Origin of the sequence: Halocola ammonii (assembly GCF_049334165.1) — a bacterium.
Lineage (GTDB): Bacteria > Bacteroidota > Bacteroidia > Flavobacteriales_D > Sanyastnellaceae > JBEGHD01.
Genome location: NZ_JBEGHD010000012.1, coordinates 86,632 through 105,971 on the forward strand (window position 1 = coordinate 86,632; position 19,340 = coordinate 105,971).

Genomic DNA, 19,340 nt, shown 5'->3' on the forward strand with positions numbered 1-19,340 from the left:
GTTTGTGAACAAAGGTAATTAGAAACGATCAGCTAGCGGAAAATGTGCAGAGGTGCCTTTTTCTTAGAGTACAAAGTAGATGTAGAGCACGTAGATGATTAGAAGCAGGAGTCCGTGAAAGCGATTGATCTTTTTGCTTGTCAGCATGATGGGCAAAAGAATGAGCGCCACACCAGCCATCCAGTAAATGTCAAAGTTCAAGGTCTGTTCAGAGACAACCAGTGGCTTGATCATAGCCGTAATCCCCAGCACTGAGAGAATATTGAAAATATTTGATCCAACGAGGTTCCCCAGCGAAATGTCCATTTCTTTTTTAACTGCTGCAATTACAGAAGCTGCCAACTCTGGTGTGGAGGTACCAAAAGCGACAATGGTTACGCCAATTACTCTGTCGCTCAATCCATAATTTTTGGCGATGTCTATTGCTCCATCGAGAAACCACTCTGAGCCAAAATGAAGGCCAACACTCGATAAGACCAAAAACAGAAGAAGCAGCCAGTAAGGTTTTGATTTGGCTCCAGAAAAGTCTTCTACTTCCTCAACTACCGACAGGGGGATTCGGCCACTTCTGGCCCTCCTGATCATGAAAAGAATGTAGATGGCCAGCCCAATGATCAGCAGAAGTCCTTCGATAAAACTCAGTTGATTGTCAAGCAAGAACACCCAAAGTAGAACCGTTGACCCCATCATGTAAGGCCAGTCTTTTCGTAAAATGCTCTTCTCAAAAGGCATAGGTAGAATGATAACTGTAAGGCCAAGCACAAGGCCGAGGTTAGCGATGTTGGACCCAATCACGTTACCAATTGAAATGTCTGGATTGTTGCTCAACACAGCTTGCAGGCTGATGATGAGCTCAGGGGCTGAAGTTCCAAAAGAAACGATGGTAAGCCCCACGATTACTGACGGCACTTTTGCCTTTAGAGCAATGCCCACAGCTCCTCTCACCAAAAGCTCACCACCAGCTATGAGTGTTGCCAGTCCTAAGATCAGAAGTAAGTACTCCATGCCCTTAGCTTAATCGTTTTTTGATTTCTGATCTGTTTGTTCAGAAGAAGAAGAAGAAGATTTCTGAGAGTTTTTAGGCTCATCCCGAAATGGCTTCTCAATTTCCTTTCGGATGTTGTCGCCACTCTTGCGCACATCGTTGGTGCTATTCATAATATCATTCTGAATATCGTTCGTGGCATCCTTGAAATAGCGAATCGTTCTGCCCAGGTTTCTGGCCAGAGATGGAATGCCTTTAGCCCCAAAAAAGATGAGGTAAATAAGAAAAATTAAAATGATTTCACCTGTGCCCATAGCGGATGCAAAAGTAGGAATTTAATAGCCGTACTGTTTACAAATGCAAGTTGGTTTTGTGCAAAAAAAAGTCCTGACGAAAAATTCCGCCAGGACTTTAATCTATTCTTGAAAAGGAGCCTAGTCCTTTTTGTTTTTGTCGAGAAGTTGTTTCGTGAAGTCTACCACAATTGGCGAAGCTACAAACAGTGATGAGTAAGTACCGACTACCACACCAATCATAAGGGCGAACGCAAATCCGCGAATGGTTTCACCTCCAAAGAGGAAGATAGTGAGCAACACAACGAAAGTAGACATCGAGGTGTTGATGGTACGGCTCAGGGTTTGATTCAGAGCGTCATTTACCACTACTTTTTGGTTCGAACTTTTGTGACCTGCAAGGAACTCCCTGATTCGGTCAAACACAACCACGGTATCGTTGATCGAGTAACCGATCACTGTCAAAATTGCTGCAATGAACGCCTGATCGATTTCAAGCGAGAAAGGCAGAATTCCGTAGAAAATACTGAACAGTGAAAGAACGATAATAACATCGTGAGTAAGTGCGATGAGCGCGCCAAGTCCAAACTGCCATTTTCTGAATCGGAAGAAAATGTAGAGGAACACTACAAGAAGCGTGAATATAGTAGCGTAAGTAGCCTCCGTTCTGAAATCGTCAGAAATGGTTGGGTCAACCTTTGCCTCAGCAATGATTTTGTAGTCTTTTCCAACAACACCCAGACCTTCGATCATAGCATTGCGAACCATAGAGTCAGCGTTTTCGTCTTCGCTGCTGATGAGGTAGCTAGTAGTGATTTTCACCTGCTGACCTGAAGTACCGAGGAATTTCACTTCTGGGTTTCCTTTACTTCCATCTTCTCTTGTGAAGTTGGCGGTCAACTCTGACCTCAACTCTTTAAGAGTGATAGGCTCTTCAAATTCTACTGTATAAGATCTACCTCCCTCAAAGTCGAGTCCCATGTTGAGGCCCTTTGTAGAAAGCGAGATAATTCCAATGACAATGATTATTCCTGAAATGGCATAGAATACTTTTCTCTTGCCGAGGAAGTCGAAATTGATATTGGTAAACCAATTCTTGGTGATTGAAGATGCAAAAGTGATCGCTTTCTTCTTTTTCAGCCTTCCGTCAAAAATCAAACGAGTGATCACAATAGCTGAAAACAGTGAAGTGAAAATACCGATGATAAGTACGGTAGCGAAACCTTTGATGGCTCCAGAACCGAAAGAGAAAAGGATGATCGCTGTCAACAAAGTTGTGATGTTGGCATCGACAATCGCAGAATAAGCTTTGTTGTAACCGTCTTTGATGGCTACTGTCAAACCTTTTCCGAGTCTCATTTCTTCTCGAATACGCTCATAAATAAGAACGTTGGCATCCACCGCCATACCGATTGTCAAAACGATACCGGCAATTCCAGGTAGTGTAAGTGCTGCATGCAGCGATGCAAGCGCACCCACCAGGAAAAACAAGTTGGCGATGAGGGCAATGTCAGAAACCAGACCGGCACCTTTATAATAGAAAATCATGTAAAGTAGCACTACCAAAAGTGCGATAACAAATGACATCAAACCGCTGTTGATGTTGTCGGCACCGAGTGACGGACCAACAATGGTTTCGTCAACGATTGTTGCAGGAGCAGGAAGAGCACCAGCCTTCAGCAAGTTGGTGAGGTCGTCCGCCTCAGCCATTTGCTGTTCTCTGGACTGAGTTCCACCAAGTGTAATTTGAGAGCTTCCATTTGGAATCGGCTCATTTACCTGTGGAGCTGAGTAAACCAGATTGTCCATCACAATAGCAATGTGGTTGTCAGGAGCAGCTACTTCAGTCATCTCTCTCCAAATGCGTGTACCTTCAGGGTTCATCGACATGCTTACAGCAACCTGACCAAACTGGTCGAACTGCGTGCTGGCATCTGTAATCGACTCTCCATCGAGTTTTGGCTTACCGCGGCCCGATTCATCTTTAATAGCATAAAGTGCAAAGAGCGGCTTTCCGATGTAGTTTCTTGAATCTTCTTTTGCAGCCCACATCAAACGCAGGTCTGCAGGAAGCATGTTCTTAACTTCGGGTTTGTTAAGGTATTTATTAACCTGAGCAGTATCCGCGGAATTGGCCCAGCCTACAACTGGCGATCCACCCTGGATTTCAGCTTTCAAAAGTGAATGCGGTGCAGCAGCAAAGAAGAACGAACGTTTTCTCTGCTCTTCAGTCATTTCATCGCTTTCGGTCTCGCCTTCTTCATCTTGAGTAAGGTCGAGATCTTCGTCTTCGGTACCTGACATGTCGATGTCGCTATCTGTAGTGTCTTGCTGAACAGAATCAGCCTCCTGAGCCAATTCGTCAGTGTCTACATCCAGCGTGTCACTCTCTGCCACTTCAGTGGTGTCGGTAGCGGTAGTGTCGAAAGCATCTGGATATTGCTCACGAGCGAGCATTTCGTTTACATCTACCAGTTGTGTAACAATCGGGTTGTTGATGTAAGTCTCCCAGAACTCGAGGTTCGCAGTAGACTTCAGCGTTGAACGCACGCGCTCTCTATCGTCCACACCTGGAAGCTCAACGAGAATTCGTCCTGAAAACTGTTGCTTTTGAACCAGTGGTTGAGCAACACCGAAGCGGTCGATACGCTTTCTGATAATATTTTCAGTGTTGTTGATGGCAGCCTTTGCTTCTTCGCGCAGGATGTTAAACACTTCTTCGTCAGAAGTCCCCGGAGGGAACTTGTCTCCAGTTTCGATGTTGTTGAATATTCTCCAAAGGTCGAGGTCAGTGTTTAGTGCATTCCACTCTTGCTCAAACAAGTCGATGAATGGTGCCTGAGAGTTAGTCTGACGTTGCTTGGCGTTGTTGAGTGCCTCTGTAAACTGAGGGTTTTCACTGTAGTCAGCCAGTTTTTTCACCAATTCTGGAACGGAAACTTCGAGCGTTACGCTCATTCCACCTTGCAGGTCAAGCCCGAGGTTGAGCTCATTCTCCTTCACTTCCTGATAGGTAAGACCGAGAACTGGATAAATCTCTGCATTAGAGCTGTCGCGCAAGAATTTGCGTTTTTCAACTCGGAGTGCGGAGTCCAGGCGAGGTCCTTCCAATCCAACGGATCTCAGCGAATCTTCATATTGCTTTGCGTAGTTTTCAGCTTCTTGTTCGTAGCTGCTCGAAACAAAACTCAGAGAAATGCTATACAGCGTGGCTATTGCCAATAAAATGGTAAAAATCCAAATTGCGCTCTTATTCTGCATTTAATTAAGGGTTTAAAAATTAACAAGGCGCAAATATAGAATTTCAGAATTGATTTACCAATTGGTCTTTTGTAGGAAAACTCTGGCATTGAGGGCGTTTCGGTAAGTGTTGAAAATGAATTGGAAAAGTCTGATTTTTGACCAAATCCACCCCAAAATAAACTTTAAATTTGAGCGATTAATGATTGTTATGAAGCGAATCTGCATTTTTATTTGTTTGGTTTTTGCCAGTTTTTCTATCTCAGCTCAACAAGCCTCAAATTATCAATTGGGAATTTTGAAATACAAGGGTGGGGGAGATTGGTATGCCAACCCAACGAGTGTGCCCAACCTAATTGAGTTTAGCAACAAGCAACTCGGAACCAACATCAATCCTGAGCCAAACTACGTGGAAGTCGGAAGTCCGGATTTATTCAACTATCCACTGATTCATATGACCGGCCATGGAAATGTGGTGTTTTCTCAGGCAGAGGCCGAAAATCTAAGAAACTATCTTATCAGCGGTGGGTTTTTGCACGTGGACGATAACTACGGTCTCGACAAATTTCTCAGACCACAGATGAAAAAGGTGTTTCCGGAGCTGGAGTTTATCGAGTTGCCTTTCGATCACCCGATCTACCACCAAAAGTTCAACTTCCCCGATGGGCCGCCAAAGGTGCATCAGCACGATGAAAAACCACCACAGGGTTTTGGTCTCATTTACAAAGGAAGGCTCGTTTGCTTTTACACCTATGAGTCAGATCTTGGTGATGGTTGGGAGGATTACGAAGTGCACAAGGATCCTGAAGACATCCGCGAGAAAGCACTGAAGATGGGAGCTAACATCGTTCAGTTCGCTTTTATGGGAGAATTGGAGTGATCTGGAAATTCCGATAGCTGCGTTACGCCTGCCTGCCGGTAGGCGGGCTTGTTTTGAAAACGGTCATTCACGAAAGTGAACTCCTTGATTTCCAAAACTGCGCAAGTACTTCGACAAGCTCAGCATATCACCTTGCTCTCGAACTTTCTTGCTCAGTCAATCTACTGTGTGAACAGACATAAAAATGCAATTCGGGAATTACGGTATTGGGGTAATTGGGAAATTTAGGGATTGAGCAAGCTCGAGCGTTTGGAATTTTTAATGCCTATGTCTCCAAAAATGGTGGGCGGCTTTTTGTGATTCATTCGATTCTGGATCAACCTGCACCTTTCTCACTTTATAAAAGCGATCTTCGTCTTTTACCGGAATCATCAGCTCCTTTAAAACACCTCTTCTTTTCACTACTACTCGAGGCATGTCGGCACTTACAAATCGCGCCCAGTCGTCTTCGTTTTTATCTGGAACAAATCCGTTGACCGATACCACTTCATCGTTGATGCACAGCCCGCCAAGATCGGCCGGTGACTCTGGATAAATATCCACAACGAGCCCTTCGTTGTTCAATTTGGTTCCCCAGTGAGAGGTCACAAAGCTGTGGTTGTCGTGCTCGGTGAGTTCCCAGCCGAGGTAATTCATCGCACGTTCCAGGTAAGGTGTGAAGTCTTCTGTTCCCCAAACGAGGTTGTCGAAAATATCATCGAAGGATTCTCCACCGACTTCTTCTATGATTCTCTTGTAGTCTGCTTCGGTGTAGCCTTTTTCTTTCTGGCCAAACTCTTCGTAGAGTCTGCGCATCACATTGTCGAGCGACTTTTTATTTCCTGAAAGCTGCATCAGTTTTACATCGCAGATGAAAGCGATCAGACATCCTTCGGTGTAGATCGAAACTTTTCTGCCAGGAACTCCCTTGGCATAGCCATCGAGCCAGGTGTCGAAAGAAGAATCGGCCACAGAAAGATTGTGTCGTCCGGGGTTGTCGTAGTGTTTTTGCAGTTGCTTGTTGAACTGACCGAAGTATTCCTGCTCGTTGTAAACTCCACTGCGAATCAAAAACTGGTCGCCCATGTAGGTTGTCACACCTTCGGCCACGTAGCCCAGTCTCGAGTAGTTTTCTTTCGTGAAGTCGTAGGGCATCATTTCAGCCGGGCGAATGTTTTTGATATTCCAGGTGTGGTAAAGCTCGTGACTGCTGATTCCCAAAAATTCATCGTAGAGGTTCTTTTTTGAAAGCTCTGGTGCTGGCCCAAGCGTGATCACCGTGGAGTTGCAGTGCTCCACACCGTGGTAAACAAAGTAGGGCAGAAAGTGAAAAAGAAAATGGTAATCGTCACAAGGTATGCCGCCAAAGGCGTGGACTTGAGAAGCTGTGAAAGCCGCAAATTCGTCTCTGACATTTTCAATTTTCAGGTGATGGGAGCCATTGATCCAGATGTGGTAAGTTTTTCCTTCCACCTCGTATGTTTCGTGCTGTAGGTTTGCGCTAGCCATCAGCGGACAGTCCATCACTTGTTGCGTGTCCTTTGCTTTTAGTGTATGCTTTCCGGTTTTGGGCATTCCTGTTGCCACTTCGTAATCTTCAGGAAGTTCCAGATTGATTTCAAATTCCTGCTCCTGATTTTCTGGTAAGTAGAGAAAGCAATTAACGGGATTGATGTAAAAAAGCGATCCGTCTAAAAAAGTCGATCCGGCATTCAGCTCGCTTGCGTAGTAGTTGTACTCAACCCTTACCGAGTCTAGATCCTTTGCGTCAACCTCCCAAAGGTCTTTGGTCTTTTTGCGAAAGGCCAGAGCGTTTCCGTTTTTGTCGAAAGCTTTCCACTGCTGAATATTTTTTGCAAAGTCACCGAGTTGGTAGCGGCCGGGCCTCCATGCAGGCAGCTGGATGTTGAGCTTTTCACTTCCATCGTGTGGAAACTCAGCTTCAAAATCGATGAATTGTCTGTGGGGCTTTTGATAGCTAACGGTGTAACGAATCATGCGCTAAATTTTAGGTAAATAAACAAAAGCCTGCTGGGATTATCAACGACTGAAAAGGCCTTTTATCGGATTTCCAGTGCAGCCACTCGTTTGACTCATTCGTAAGATGGCCGAAATTGTAGGAGCAATGTCCTTAATATAAGTAGGTTTAAAACTATCCAGCGACTGGATGGAGTGCCCAAAAAAGATCAGAGGAACATGAGTGTCGTAGCTGTAAGGAGCTCCGTGAGTTGTTCCCTGGTAAGAGTAGGAGGTGAGCCATCCCGGGGCCACTACGAGAGCTACTTCACCGGAGCGTTTTTGGTGATGTCCGCTTTTTATGATTTGAGCAATTCCATCCTGAGCTGCAGAATGAAGTTGGTGAGCAGTTGAAACGTTTGAAATCCCTTCAAACTCAATGGCGATGTTTGCCACTTCCTGAGAAACTTGAGCCAGGTCGAGCTTTTTAGAGGTGATCAATTTTCGATTGAGATAAATCTGATTGTTGGTAAAATACTCTACCCACTCGCCCTCGCCATACTTTGAACTAAGTCCAGATTCGATTTTGTTGATAAGGTCGTGGTAAGGTAGGTAGTCTGCCGGCAGTCCCTCATCCTTGAGAAATGCGGGGTTGGGGACGGCTCCATGGTCGGCTGTAAGAAAAACAGTGTAATTGCCCTTTCCAACCTTTTTGTCGAGCTCTTTCAACAAGTTGGCAATGTCTCTGTCGAAGCGCGCATAAGTATCTTGAATTTCGAGTGAGTACGGGCCAAACTGATGGCCTAGATAATCCGTTGCCGAGTAGCTCACAGACAGAAAATCAGTGATGTCATCGGTTCCCATGTTTTCATTTACCAGTGCCGAGATGGCAAACTCTGTGGTGTAGGTATTTCCCGAAGGAGTGGATTTGAGAAGATCGAAGTTGCCATTGCTTTCGCGAAGCTTTGACAATTCGTAAGGGAAAGCCGGGCGAATCATCTCTCGAAAATTGTACTCGTAAGGATTGTTATCTGCCCGATACGGTTTGTAGCGTTCCTTTTCAAAAAGCAAATTCCACTCACCACTGAGCAATTGGTCTTTTCTTTTTTGCTCGTTGAAGTCATTCACCCAATCCGGAAGTTGGTCTAGGTAATGCGAGCTGCTGATCCAGTTGCCCTCATCGCCTCCGACAAACCAATAGGCTGCATCTGCATTTCCACCGGCAGGCATAATCGCACCTCGATCTTTCATAGAGATCGCAATGGTTTTCGATTCACCAGCAGTAAAGTTTTCGAGCTCGTTCAAGAGTGTAGTGGAGAGCAATTTGTGAGGCCCCATCTGCCCGGCACTGCTTTCGGTGCCTGTTCCTGTTAGGGTTGAATCTTCTGTGATGTAAATTTCTCGTTGAAGCTTTCTGTCATACCAGTCGTTGCCTATGATTCCGTGAACGACCGGAGTTGTGCCACAGTAGATGGATGCATGGCCAGGACCAGTGTAGGTGGGAGCGTATGAAAAATGGTGATTGTGAAAATTGGCTCCTTCATTCATCAATCTTTTAAACCCATCTTCTCCGAAAAGGTGTGAAAAGCGCTCCAGGTAGTCGTAGCGCATTTGGTCGACAACAATCCCTACTATGAGTTTTGGTTTTGTGGTCTCGTTAGATTGACAAAAAGTACTTAGTGAAATTGCGAAGGCAATCAAAAAAATGGCAGAAGAACGAAGCATTCCAGAAAACAAATTAGTTCACAGCAAAGGTACAGAGAGGGTGTAGAAAGTGAAAGTAGTTGCAGATAAGTTTACGATTTCTTCATGAGCCACCACAAGATGATCAGACAGGTAAAGAGGCTGATGATCACATTTGCTGCAGCTACCCAAAAATGACCGGTTTTTATCAGTTGCAGTGTTTCGAAACTAAATGTGCTGAAAGTGCTAAAAGCACCGCAAAACCCTACGATTACGAGAGTGCCGATAAAGTTTTGGCTGTAGAGTTTGTCTTGTAGAGCTCCCACTGCAAGCCCCAATACTACGCAAGCCAAAATATTAGACAAAAGCGTTCCCATTGGCAATTGAAATCCCCAGGTGCGCGTCCACAACGAGAGGGCATAGCGACAAACACTGCCGAGCCCACCTCCAATGAAAACAGCCAAAATCAGGTTCATAGATTGTTGAGTTTTGGAATTTTATTGATCACCAATCTAACGATCAAAAAGGCAGTTGAACCGCAAAGCATGCCGAAAAGTGCCCCAACGAAAATATCTCCAGGGTAGTGAACGCCAAGGTAGATGCGGGTGTACGAAACTGCCAGTGCCCAGAGCATCATCCAAAACCACCACTTCCGGTTGTACTTTCCGAGTATGAGTGAAAAGTAAGTGGCCAGGCCAAAATAGTTCGAGGCGTGGGATGAAACAAAACTGAACTTTCCGCCTTTGTAAATTTCACCGTCAAAGTTGGTTACCAGATGGACCTGGCCTTCTAGCAAAGGATTGTGACTTGGTCGCAGTCGCTGGAAAACTTCCTTGAAAAGTTCTACCGATCCGCGATCTGCAAAAGTGATGACGAGAGCAACTCCCAACACCGAGGCTACAGCAGTCCTCCAGCCGTAGTGCTTTGCCATAAACCAGATCACAATTGGATAAACCCATGCCCAGGCCCAGCCTTTTGTGAGAATGTACATAGGTCGGTCGAGCCAGTCAGCTCTGATGTCGTTCAAAAAGAGAAAAAGATCTCTGTCGAGGTCGGCTAAAAATTGAATCCATTCGGGCATAGGAGCGCAAAGGTGATGATTTTTGGTTGATCATCGGGTGATGATAAACGGAAAGCTTTCCCGGTTTTTTCCGTCAAAAAGTTGAATGAAATAGTTCCCTGGTTTCAATTCGTCTATCCGTAAGACGCTTTTTGGACTCTGAGTTTTTTTCATCACCACCTGGCCCTGAAGATTCGTGATTTGGATTCGGATAGGACTTTGACCTGTAATTCCTTGTATGAAAAGTTCATCTCTGGCAGGGTTCGGAAAAATTCCTATTTGTCTTTTATCCAACTCTCTCACCGAGGTTTCACAATCCATGTTGCTCAGCTCAGTCCATAGTTGTGAGTCGAAAAGAGTTACCGCAGCGAGGTCGTCAATTGCGGCATTTCCAATACGGATCACGACAATGTTTTGGTCGGGAACCACATAAATTTTCTGATCGTTTTTGCCCAGTGCCGCATACATCGTTTCCGGAGCGCTGTTAACTAACTGGCCGGGGAAGGTGAAAGTAAAACCAGGAAGCATGAAGTTGTCCTGACCATTGAGCCACCAGAGGTAGCCGTAAGCCTGGTTTAGGTCCTGGGACGAAGTGATCATTTGATTGAAATATTCCTGATCGTGCATAATGGTGTCTCCGGCCCAAACTCCACCAGCGTCCATCAAAAGTCCAAATCGGGCGAAGTCTCTGGTTTTGCTGAAACGGACGTAATTCAGCCATAGTCCACCCATCCCAATTTCGCTACCCAGTGCACTTTGAGTCCATTGGTTAAAGGTTTGGCCAGTGGCGTTGGCTACAACATCCTGCACCAGTCGATAAGGTGCGTTGTGATAATACCACTGTTCACCGGCAAAAGTGCCAAACTGCAGGCATTCGGGTTCCAAACAATCGAGGTCTTCAACTTCGTAGTCGAGACCCGTAGTCATTGAAATTTGATTTTTGACCGTGATGAAATTCTCTTGTTCGGGAGTGCAGGAAGTCCAGCCTTCACCAAGGTAGTCGGAGGTTGGATCGTCAATGTCCAGGTGTCCTTGCTCCTGAGCCAGGCCGACCAAAAATGCCGCAAGGCTCTTTCCAGCAGATGCCCAGTACCAGGAGGAATCCTGAGTGAACGTTCCAAAGTATTGTTCGAGAACGATTCTACCGTTTTTTAGCACGATGAACCCTTTGGTGTTGTGCTCTTCCAGAAAGTTGTAGAGCGAATCTACTCGTTCCTGGCACCATCCGAGCTCAGTGAAATCCATTGTTTCCCACTCCTCACTGCCATCAGTTGGAGGGAAGTAGAATTCACTTTGCCCAAAGGAGAGCTGAGAGCCGAGTAAAATCAGGATTAGAATTCGAAGAGCTTTCATGATTGCTAGACGTTGTAAATCGAATTGATAAGCTCCTGGTATTTTTCTAAAATTGGTTTTCTCTTGAGCTTGAGCGTTGGTGTGAGCATTCCATTTTCAATCGTGAAAGGATCACAAACCAATTCGATCACTTTTACTTGCTCCCAGCGGCCAAAAGTTTTATTCGCCTTCTCAACGTCTTTCCAAATGCGATCCTTGATTCGTTGATTGTTGCACACTTCCTGATCTCCCGGATATTCCATGTCGTGCTGTTTGCACCAGGTTCTAAGTGCATCAAAAGAAGGAACAACGATCGCTGCGGGGAATTTTTGTGCTTCTCCAACAACCATCACTTGCTCGATAAAGAGCGACTCCTTCATTTTGTTTTCCAGAAGCTGTGGAGCAATGTATTTTCCACCGGAAGTTTTGAAAATCTCTTTCTTCCTGTCGGTGATTTTGAGGAAGCCATCATCGGAAAGTTCACCAATATCTCCAGTGTGGAACCAGCCGTCTTTTAATACTTCGGCTGTTTTATCGGGCTGTTTGTAGTAACCGATCATCACGTTAGGTCCTTTGCAGAGAATCTCACCGTCTTCGGCAATTTTCACCTCCACTTTGTCGATGGGTTTTCCGACTGTGCCAATTCTGAGCATTCCGGGTTCGCGCTCTGTGTTAACAGCAATTACCGGTGAAGTCTCGGTAAGACCGTAACCTTCGTAAACCGGAATTCCAGCTCCGTTGAAGAAGCGAGCGAGTCTCGGTTGAAGTGCAGCACTTCCCGATGCCACAGCCTTGATGTTGGTGAGCCCGAGTGCAGCTTTCACTTTGGAGAAAATCAACTTGCGCGCAATGCCCAGTTTAAATTCGTACCAGCCACCGTTTTGTCTGTCTGGCTCCCACTTTAAAGCGAGATTTACGGCCCACATAAAAAGTGCTTTCTTAATTCCTTTGTTCTCCGATCCTTTGGCTACAATTCCATCGTAGAATTTTTCGAGGAGTCGCGGCACGGCCGTGAAAATATGCGGCTGACTTCTGTTCAGATCTTCCTTGATTGTTTCGAGACTTTCGGCAAAATAGATCGTGGAGCAATTGTACATGTAGAGGTAATGCAGCATTCGCTCGTAGATATGGCACACTGGCAAGAAGCTCAGCGTTCGGCCTTCGCCTTCTTCCATCAGAGGCAGACGTTTTACCGAACAGGTGGCGTTGCTGGCAATGTTTTTATGCGTGAGCATCACACCTTTCGGAGTTCCGGTAGTTCCCGAAGTGTAGATTAGAGTCGCCAGGTCATCTTCCTTGATGGAGTCTTTTATTTTTTCGACTTCGTCCTGATTTCCCTGTTTTCCTTTTTCCATCACCTTTACCCAGCGCTCGGCACCTTTCACGTGCTCAAACGTGTAAACGCCTTGCAGCGAAGGAACCTTGTCGCGGATGTTTTGCACTTTTTCGAAAAGCTCTTCATTGGAAACAAAGCAGTAGGTGAGCTCCGCATGGTTGAAAATGTACTCGTAGTCGCGCTCCGACATGGTGGGGTAAATCGGCACATCGATGGCGCCAATTTGCAGAATCCCGTGGTCCATGATGTTCCACTCCATTCGGTTGTTGTGCGAAATCAAACCGATTTTGTCTCCCGGCTTCACGCCCATTTCGAGCAATCCTTTGCTGACCAAATTGATTTGATCAACAAATTCCTTCGTACTTATCGATTGCCATTTGCCTTCGAAATTGCTCACGAGACTTTTTTCAAGTGGCTGCTTTGCAAGCTGATAATGCGGGAAATCGAAGAGTCTAGTCGGTTCTTTCATGGTCTGTATAAATAGTTGTGCTTGTGGTAAAAATAAGAATTCTGCAATCTAATCCGCAGTTGCCCTGGACTAACAGTTGGCTTTTTTAACGAATTAAACTGAGCTGGAAGATATTGTGAATTTAGATCGGGAAGTAAGAGAGGTTGATTAAAAAACTCGAACTATCTCTCCGTTTATGCCTCCTTCCACGGATTTCACGTAGCCCATAGCTACATCCCACATTTTTGCCGGAACATGCCCGGGGAAAACATCGCGCAGTTCGTCAAAAGAGTCTTCCACGAGTCCTGGGCTGACGATGTTTATTCGCGTCCCGTTTTCCATTTCCATGGCAGCGGCTTTCACAAAACTGTTGAGGCCACCGTTTACCAGACTAACGATCGATGCGTTTTTGATTGGGTCGTCAGCCAGAATTCCGGAAGTAAGTGTGAAACTCCCGCCTGGATTAATATTATCCTGACCGAGCAAAACCAAATTGATCTGGCCGAGCATTTTGCTGTCCAGGCCTTTCCGGGCTTCTTCGGTAGTCATGTTCTTTAGCGGGCCGAAGTGTCCGCCACCGGCAGTCACCACGAGCGCGTCAAATTCGGAAACCTGGCTGTACATCTCCTTGATTGAGTCTGGGTCAGTCATGTCTACCCTTAAGTCTCCCGAAGAGCGGTTGGCTTCAATTATTTCGTGTCTTTTGGAAAGCTCTTTTTTAACGGCCCGTCCCACAATTCCGGAAGAACCTACGTGTAGAATTTTCATTGTTTTTGAGTTTTTTATTGTGGATTACAAAGTAGCTTTTTCTTAAGAAACCGCAATTTCCGCCCTTTCCCCATATTTGCGCCATGCAAATAGTTGAACTCATTTCGCGCGAGCTTTCGCTTAAAACAAGCCAGGTAGCAAAGACTGTCGATCTCCTTTCGGAAGGAGCCACAGTGCCGTTTATCAGTCGCTACCGAAAAGAACAAACCGGTGGACTGGATGAGGTGGAAATCACCAACCTTCGGGACAAACTTCAGTATTTCAACGACCTCGAAAAACGAAAAGACTTTATACTGAAATCTCTTAAGGAGCAAGAAGTTCTAAATAAAGAACTAGAGTCGGAGATCAACTCCACCTGGGATGCTAACAAGCTGGAGGATATTTATCTGCCTTTTAAGCCTAAGCGAAAAACCAAAGGTGTGGTCGCCCGAGAAAACGGACTCGAGCCGTTGGCGAAAATCATCATGGCTCAGCGGGAACCCAACTTGAAACAAAAAGCTCAGCGGTTTACCAACAAGGAAGTGAGTTCTGTTGAAGAAGCAATTGAAGGAGCTCAGCACATCATTGCCGAATGGGTAAATGAAAATGAACTTGCCAGAAACAAGGTCAGATATCAATTTGAAAAATATGCCGACATCTCAGCGAAACTGGTGAAGGGAAAAGAGGAAGAAGGCCAGAAATACAAAGATTATTTTTCGTTCAGTGAGCGCTTGAGCAGAATTCCATCGCATCGATTACTGGCCATCCGAAGAGCAGAGGCTGAAGGCATTCTGCGTGTTTCCATCGGCCCGGATAAAGAGAAAGCGCTCGACCAGCTGAACCGGGTTTTCGTGAAAAACAACAGCGAAACCGGAAGCCTGGTGGAAGAGGCTGTTAAAGACGCTTACCAAAGATTACTAAAACCATCGATAGAAACAGAGTTTAAAAACTCATCAAAAGAAAAAGCGGATGACAGTGCAATTGATGTCTTTTCGACCAATTTACGACAGCTCCTCCTCGCTCCGCCACTTGGGCAAAAACGAATTTTGGCCATCGATCCCGGTTTTCGCACCGGTTGTAAAGTCGTTTGCCTCGATGAGCACGGCTCGCTGCTGCACAACGAAACGATTTATCCGCATCCACCTCAGCGAGAATTCCAAAAAGCTTCTTCAAAAATTGCAGGATTGGTGAATGCCTACAAAATTGAAGCAATTGCAGTGGGAAATGGAACTGCCGGAAGAGAAACCGAAAATCTGATTCAGAAAACGCGCTTCGATCGGGAAGTAAAAGTTTTTATCGTGAACGAAGACGGAGCTTCAGTTTACTCGGCAAGCAAAATTGCCAGAGAAGAATTTCCCAGCTACGATGTCACCGTACGCGGAGCTGTATCGATTGGCCGCAGACTGATGGATCCGCTGGCCGAACTGGTAAAGATCGACCCCAAGGCCATTGGAGTAGGACAGTACCAACACGATGTGGATCAGGCTAAGTTGAAAAAGCGTCTTGACGAAACAGTAGAGAGCTGCGTGAACAGCGTTGGTGTGGAGCTAAACACAGCCGGAAAACATTTGCTGGCTTACGTATCAGGACTAGGTCCTTCACTCGCTCAAAACATTGTCGATTACAGATCTGAAAACGGAGCCTTCTCTAGCCGAGAGGAGTTGAAGAAAGTCCCAAGGCTGGGAGCAAAAGCCTTCGAGCAGGCCGCAGGTTTCCTTCGAATTGCTGACGCGAAGAATCCTCTCGACAACAGTGCCGTTCACCCCGAGAGCTATTTTGTGGTGAAAAAGATGGCGAAAAAGTTGAGCGTTTCAGTTTCCGACCTTACCGGCAGCAAGTCGCTATTGGAAAAGTTGAATCCGGAAGATTTTACCTCTGAGGAAGTTGGATTACCTACAGTTAAAGACATTCTTGAAGAACTCGCCAAACCCGGTCGAGATCCAAGGAGCGTTGCTCAGGTTTTCAGTTTCTCCAAAGAAATTTCCTCCATTTCAGAAGTTCGCGAAGGAATGGTTTTGCCGGGCATCGTTTCAAACATCACAAATTTCGGAGCATTCGTAGATCTCGGAATCAAGGAGAATGGCTTGCTACACATTTCTCAAATCACTGACAGGTTCATTTCGAATCCGGCAGAGGTGCTGGCGTTACATCAACAGTTGAAGGTGAAAGTTACAGAGGTGGATGAAGGGAGAAAGAGGATAGGGTTGACGTTGAGGTTTTAAAACTTCGCAAGGCTCAGTTTTATGGAGACAATCTTTTCTTCGCTTCGCTTAGAAATGAGAGATAAGGTGGATATAAAGTTGTTTTGGGCGTTAGGTCGAGCTAAATTCTCTGGCCTAAGACATGCTTTCGATTTTATGGGTTGTAGATGGCGATGAGCTATTTACGTTTTTTGTTTTTGGCGTTTTTGTAGGTTGCAGTGATGAAGTTGTTTAGTTTGACTTCAAGCACCCGATGAATACTTTTGAGTTGTTCGAATGTGGGTTGATGAATGATCGATCTTTCCAACAAAAGTTCGGACCAATGTTCCAGAGCTTCCGAAAGTGAGGCGCGAGAAAAGTGATAGAAGCGAGCTTTGTCGAGATAGTGATAGCGTGCGTATCCTTCTGCTATGTTGGCACCTACAGAATCGACCGAGCGGATAAACTGATCGCCAATAATCTTTTTCTGCTGATAGTCGAGTTTCGAATAAACTTCCCATGCGAGAGTTGACAAGTTTCTCGAAAGCTGATAAACCTCAAGGTCTTTTAGTTCGATGTAGGCTTTCATAGTGTATTGATGTTCAGGGTGAAAAATGGACCTTAATTTAAGGTTTTCTGATAAAACAGCATTTACGACCAAATTCTCAAACTCAAGTATCAACAACCACTTACACCACAACTTTATCTCCACTATGTCTACGAGGAGTTTCAGGCACCAAACTTCAAATTCCAAAGTCAAGGCCTAGTTGACTAATGCCTCTCTCAACATTATCTCTACCTTATCTCTCAAATCAACCTCCTTGACCCAATTCTTCTCCGACCTGAAAAACCGTCTCTACTTCCAACTACCATCATCCTTGCCTAATCCCCGCTAAACCCTACTTTTGTGCTCCACTAAAAACTCAGAAAATCATGAAAAATATATCAGTAATAGGAGCTGGAACGATGGGTAACGGGATTGCTCATGTTTTTGCTCAAACCGGATTTGAAGTTGCTTTGGTTGACGTGAAGCAAGACAGCCTCGACAAGGCGATCGCAACCATCACCAAGAACCTCGATCGGATGATCAAGAAAGAAAAGATCTCCGAAGTCGACAAGAAAAACACGCTCGAACGCATCACGACCTTTACCGACACGAAGAAAGGTGTTGAAAATGCGGATTTGGTGGTGGAAGCTGCAACCGAAAATGCCGATTTGAAATTCAAAATATTCACCCAGCTCGATGAGCTTACTAAGGATGATTGTGTGCTGGCGACCAACACTTCATCGATTTCGATTACCAAAATTGCCGCTCAAACGAAACGTCCCGATAAAGTAATTGGAATGCACTTCATGAACCCAGTGCCGGTGATGAAGTTGGTTGAGGTAATTCGCGGTTACGCAACCAGCGATAAAGTAACCAGCGACATTATGGAGCTTTCTAAAAACCTCGGTAAAGTGCCGGTTGAAGTGAACGATTATCCAGGTTTTGTGGCCAACAGAATTCTGATGCCGATGATCAACGAAGCTATCATCACACTTCACGAAGGCGTGGCTGGAGTGGAAGAAATCGACACTGTAATGAAACTCGGAATGGCTCATCCGATGGGGCCACTCCAGCTAGCTGACTTCATCGGTCTCGATGTTTGCCTTTCCATTATGAACGTGCTGCACGATGGTTTCGGAAATCCAAAGTACGCTCCTTGCCCGCTTTTGGTAAACATGGTGACAGCAGGAAAAATGGGAGTGAAGAGCGGAGAAGGTTTTTACGACTGGAGCCACGGCACCAAAGACCTGGTTGTTGCAGAAGCTTTTAAGAAGTAAGAAAACTCTGACAAATTCGGGGCTTGTTGTTCCTACGGATTTGTTTTACAGTAATTTATAAATTTGGAGTTGATTACTCGTCTTCAACTAGTTTGAAGTAGAGAACTATCAGTAACCGTGCGGACTCCACCCCCGCACGGTTTTTTTTTTGTGGGTACTGCCAACTTAACGCTCTTCGCGCCTCTGCGAGATTTAAACCTCGCGTCAAACACTTCCAGGATTTGTCCAGATCAGAAGCTTAATTCCTGAATATTCCAAACTATCCGAGCGAAGCGAGGACCATCTAGCAATCAACCAAAACTCCCGATATTCGCGTGAAATGGAAAAGCCACGCTATCGGAAAATTATTCACGTGGACATGGACGCATTTTATGCCTCCGTGGAACAACGCGACAATCCCGATTTGAGAGGAAAACCGATAGCCGTGGGTGGATCCCGGGAGCGGGGAGTAGTGGCGGCAGCGAGCTATGAAGCCAGAAAGTTTGGAGTGCACAGCGCCATGCCTTCGGTGACAGCAAGTAGACTTTGCCCTCATCTGATTTTTGTGAGAGCCGACTTCGAGAAGTACAAGGCCGTTTCGGAACAGATTCGAGAGATATTCTTCGATTACACCGATCTGGTTGAGCCGTTATCGCTTGATGAAGCTTACCTCGATGTTACCAAGAATAAAAAGCAAATGAAGTCAGCTACGATGATTGCTGAAGAGATACGCCAGAGGATTTTTGAGGAAACCAATCTCACTGCGTCTGCCGGAATTTCGATCAATAAATTTGTTGCTAAGGTCGCTTCGGATCTAAACAAACCAAACGGACTCGCACTAATTCCTCCAGAGCGAGTGGACGAATTTATCAAGGCTCTTCCCATCTCAAAATTTCACGGAATCGGCAAGGTGACGGCCGAGAAGATGAAGTCCAAAGGCATTGTTACAGGTGCTGATTTGCAACGCTATGACCGACACGAGCTCGTGAGGCTCTTTGGGAAATCCGGGGCTTACTACTATCAGATTTCTCGTGGAGAAGACAGGCGGCCAGTTCGTCCCGATCGCATTCGAAAATCGGTTGGTGCCGAACGCACTTTTAGCCAGGACAAAACTACGCGAGAAGAAATGGAAAGTGAGCTACTCCCAATTGCCGAAAAGGTGAGCGACCGATTGAAGAAGAACGACCTGATGGGCAAAACGGTGACGCTCAAGATTAAAGATTCTGATTTTCAGATCAACACGCGCAGTCAAACATTTGACGACTTCGTGAAACTCAAAGACGACCTTTTCAATATTGTGAAAAAGCTGCTGGAGCCTCTTCCGGAAAAGCCAGTGCGATTGTTAGGAATCAGTGTTTCCAACTTGAATATCAAAGAAACAGTCGGTGCTGATGGGCAGTTGACGCTAAATTTTTAGA

General features: G+C 45.5%; 15 protein-coding genes. 4 read left to right on the forward strand and 11 right to left on the reverse strand.

Translation table 11 applies throughout. The features are described from left to right. Positions 1 to 63: 63 nt before the first annotated feature. The 3 genes from ABHV44_RS12710 to secDF all read right to left on the reverse strand — a co-directional run bounded on the left by ABHV44_RS12710 (position 64) and on the right by secDF (position 4,539). Positions 64 to 1,005 carry a calcium/sodium antiporter gene (locus tag ABHV44_RS12710; protein ID WP_459075077.1) on the reverse strand — a complete coding sequence of 314 codons (942 nt, stop codon included), beginning with the start codon at positions 1,003 to 1,005 and terminating at the stop codon, positions 64 to 66. A gap of 9 nt (positions 1,006 to 1,014) precedes the next feature. Beyond that, positions 1,015 to 1,299 carry a twin-arginine translocase TatA/TatE family subunit gene (locus tag ABHV44_RS12715; protein WP_459075078.1) on the reverse strand — a complete coding sequence of 95 codons (285 nt, stop codon included), beginning with the start codon at positions 1,297 to 1,299 and terminating at the stop codon, positions 1,015 to 1,017. 120 nt (positions 1,300 to 1,419) lie between these two features. Continuing rightward, complete coding sequence (gene secDF, locus ABHV44_RS12720; protein ID WP_459075079.1) at positions 1,420 to 4,539, reverse strand: protein translocase subunit SecDF; 3,120 nt, start codon at positions 4,537 to 4,539, stop codon at positions 1,420 to 1,422. A gap of 190 nt (positions 4,540 to 4,729) precedes the next feature. On the opposite strand from secDF, the gene ABHV44_RS12725 reads away from it, so the two are divergent. Further along, positions 4,730 to 5,398: a DUF4159 domain-containing protein gene (locus ABHV44_RS12725; protein WP_459075117.1), complete on the forward strand. Its 669-nt coding sequence runs from the start codon at positions 4,730 to 4,732 to the stop codon at positions 5,396 to 5,398. A gap of 258 nt (positions 5,399 to 5,656) precedes the next feature. On the opposite strand, the gene ABHV44_RS12730 is transcribed toward ABHV44_RS12725, so the two are convergent. The 7 genes from ABHV44_RS12730 to ABHV44_RS12760 form a co-directional block, all read right to left on the reverse strand. Further along, a complete protein-coding gene (locus ABHV44_RS12730; protein WP_459075080.1) occupies positions 5,657 to 7,375 on the reverse strand; it encodes a M61 family metallopeptidase in 1,719 nt (572 codons plus the stop codon). 42 nt (positions 7,376 to 7,417) lie between these two features. Further along, positions 7,418 to 9,058 (reverse strand): alkaline phosphatase PafA, encoded by a 1,641-nt coding sequence (gene pafA, locus ABHV44_RS12735; protein WP_459075081.1) that lies wholly within the window; start codon positions 9,056 to 9,058, stop codon positions 7,418 to 7,420. Positions 9,059 to 9,129: 71 nt separating this feature from the next. Beyond that, positions 9,130 to 9,492 carry a fluoride efflux transporter CrcB gene (gene crcB / locus ABHV44_RS12740; protein WP_459075082.1) on the reverse strand — a complete coding sequence of 121 codons (363 nt, stop codon included), beginning with the start codon at positions 9,490 to 9,492 and terminating at the stop codon, positions 9,130 to 9,132. Next, on the reverse strand, positions 9,489 to 10,097 hold the full coding sequence (locus tag ABHV44_RS12745; protein WP_459075083.1) for a phosphatase PAP2 family protein: 609 nt from the start codon (positions 10,095 to 10,097) through the stop codon (positions 9,489 to 9,491). The genes crcB and ABHV44_RS12745 overlap by 4 nt, the downstream gene beginning before the upstream one ends. Before the next feature lie 30 nt (positions 10,098 to 10,127). Continuing rightward, positions 10,128 to 11,429, reverse strand: coding sequence for a serine hydrolase (locus tag ABHV44_RS12750; RefSeq protein WP_459075084.1), 1,302 nt, complete (start codon positions 11,427 to 11,429; stop codon positions 10,128 to 10,130). Positions 11,430 to 11,434: 5 nt separating this feature from the next. Continuing rightward, positions 11,435 to 13,213, reverse strand: coding sequence for an AMP-dependent synthetase/ligase (locus ABHV44_RS12755; RefSeq protein ID WP_459075085.1), 1,779 nt, complete (start codon positions 13,211 to 13,213; stop codon positions 11,435 to 11,437). Between the two features lie 147 nt (positions 13,214 to 13,360). Beyond that, on the reverse strand, positions 13,361 to 13,960 hold the full coding sequence (locus tag ABHV44_RS12760) for a short chain dehydrogenase (RefSeq protein WP_459075086.1): 600 nt from the start codon (positions 13,958 to 13,960) through the stop codon (positions 13,361 to 13,363). Positions 13,961 to 14,043: 83 nt separating this feature from the next. Between ABHV44_RS12760 and ABHV44_RS12765 the strand changes: the two genes are divergently transcribed. Further along, positions 14,044 to 16,161, forward strand: a complete 2,118-nt coding sequence (locus tag ABHV44_RS12765; protein ID WP_459075087.1) for a Tex family protein — start codon at positions 14,044 to 14,046, stop codon at positions 16,159 to 16,161. 157 nt (positions 16,162 to 16,318) lie between these two features. Here ABHV44_RS12765 and ABHV44_RS12770 read toward each other — a convergent pair whose 3' ends face one another. Beyond that, positions 16,319 to 16,708, reverse strand: coding sequence for a four helix bundle protein (locus tag ABHV44_RS12770; protein ID WP_459075088.1), 390 nt, complete (start codon positions 16,706 to 16,708; stop codon positions 16,319 to 16,321). A gap of 344 nt (positions 16,709 to 17,052) precedes the next feature. On the opposite strand from ABHV44_RS12770, the gene ABHV44_RS12775 reads away from it, so the two are divergent. Together ABHV44_RS12775 and dinB are read left to right on the forward strand one after the other, a co-directional pair. After that, a complete protein-coding gene (locus tag ABHV44_RS12775; RefSeq protein WP_459075089.1) occupies positions 17,053 to 17,943 on the forward strand; it encodes a 3-hydroxybutyryl-CoA dehydrogenase in 891 nt (296 codons plus the stop codon). 319 nt (positions 17,944 to 18,262) lie between these two features. After that, on the forward strand, positions 18,263 to 19,339 hold the full coding sequence (dinB, locus tag ABHV44_RS12780; RefSeq protein ID WP_459075090.1) for a DNA polymerase IV: 1,077 nt from the start codon (positions 18,263 to 18,265) through the stop codon (positions 19,337 to 19,339). Position 19,340 lies beyond the last annotated feature (1 nt).

What these genes read in the sequence shown, in the direction of transcription:
- ABHV44_RS12710 (WP_459075077.1), bottom strand. Translation starts at nt 1,005, where the DNA reads ATGGAGTACTTACTTCTGATCTTAGGACTGGCAACACTCATAGCTGGT.
- ABHV44_RS12715 (WP_459075078.1), bottom strand. Translation starts at nt 1,299, where the DNA reads ATGGGCACAGGTGAAATCATTTTAATTTTTCTTATTTACCTCATCTTT.
- secDF (WP_459075079.1), bottom strand. Translation starts at nt 4,539, where the DNA reads ATGCAGAATAAGAGCGCAATTTGGATTTTTACCATTTTATTGGCAATA.
- ABHV44_RS12725 (WP_459075117.1), top strand. Translation starts at nt 4,730, where the DNA reads ATGAAGCGAATCTGCATTTTTATTTGTTTGGTTTTTGCCAGTTTTTCT.
- ABHV44_RS12730 (WP_459075080.1), bottom strand. Translation starts at nt 7,375, where the DNA reads ATGATTCGTTACACCGTTAGCTATCAAAAGCCCCACAGACAATTCATC.
- pafA (WP_459075081.1), bottom strand. Translation starts at nt 9,058, where the DNA reads ATGCTTCGTTCTTCTGCCATTTTTTTGATTGCCTTCGCAATTTCACTA.
- crcB (WP_459075082.1), bottom strand. Translation starts at nt 9,492, where the DNA reads ATGAACCTGATTTTGGCTGTTTTCATTGGAGGTGGGCTCGGCAGTGTT.
- ABHV44_RS12745 (WP_459075083.1), bottom strand. Translation starts at nt 10,097, where the DNA reads ATGCCCGAATGGATTCAATTTTTAGCCGACCTCGACAGAGATCTTTTT.
- ABHV44_RS12750 (WP_459075084.1), bottom strand. Translation starts at nt 11,429, where the DNA reads ATGAAAGCTCTTCGAATTCTAATCCTGATTTTACTCGGCTCTCAGCTC.
- ABHV44_RS12755 (WP_459075085.1), bottom strand. Translation starts at nt 13,213, where the DNA reads ATGAAAGAACCGACTAGACTCTTCGATTTCCCGCATTATCAGCTTGCA.
- ABHV44_RS12760 (WP_459075086.1), bottom strand. Translation starts at nt 13,960, where the DNA reads ATGAAAATTCTACACGTAGGTTCTTCCGGAATTGTGGGACGGGCCGTT.
- ABHV44_RS12765 (WP_459075087.1), top strand. Translation starts at nt 14,044, where the DNA reads ATGCAAATAGTTGAACTCATTTCGCGCGAGCTTTCGCTTAAAACAAGC.
- ABHV44_RS12770 (WP_459075088.1), bottom strand. Translation starts at nt 16,708, where the DNA reads ATGAAAGCCTACATCGAACTAAAAGACCTTGAGGTTTATCAGCTTTCG.
- ABHV44_RS12775 (WP_459075089.1), top strand. Translation starts at nt 17,053, where the DNA reads ATGAAAAATATATCAGTAATAGGAGCTGGAACGATGGGTAACGGGATT.
- dinB (WP_459075090.1), top strand. Translation starts at nt 18,263, where the DNA reads ATGGAAAAGCCACGCTATCGGAAAATTATTCACGTGGACATGGACGCA.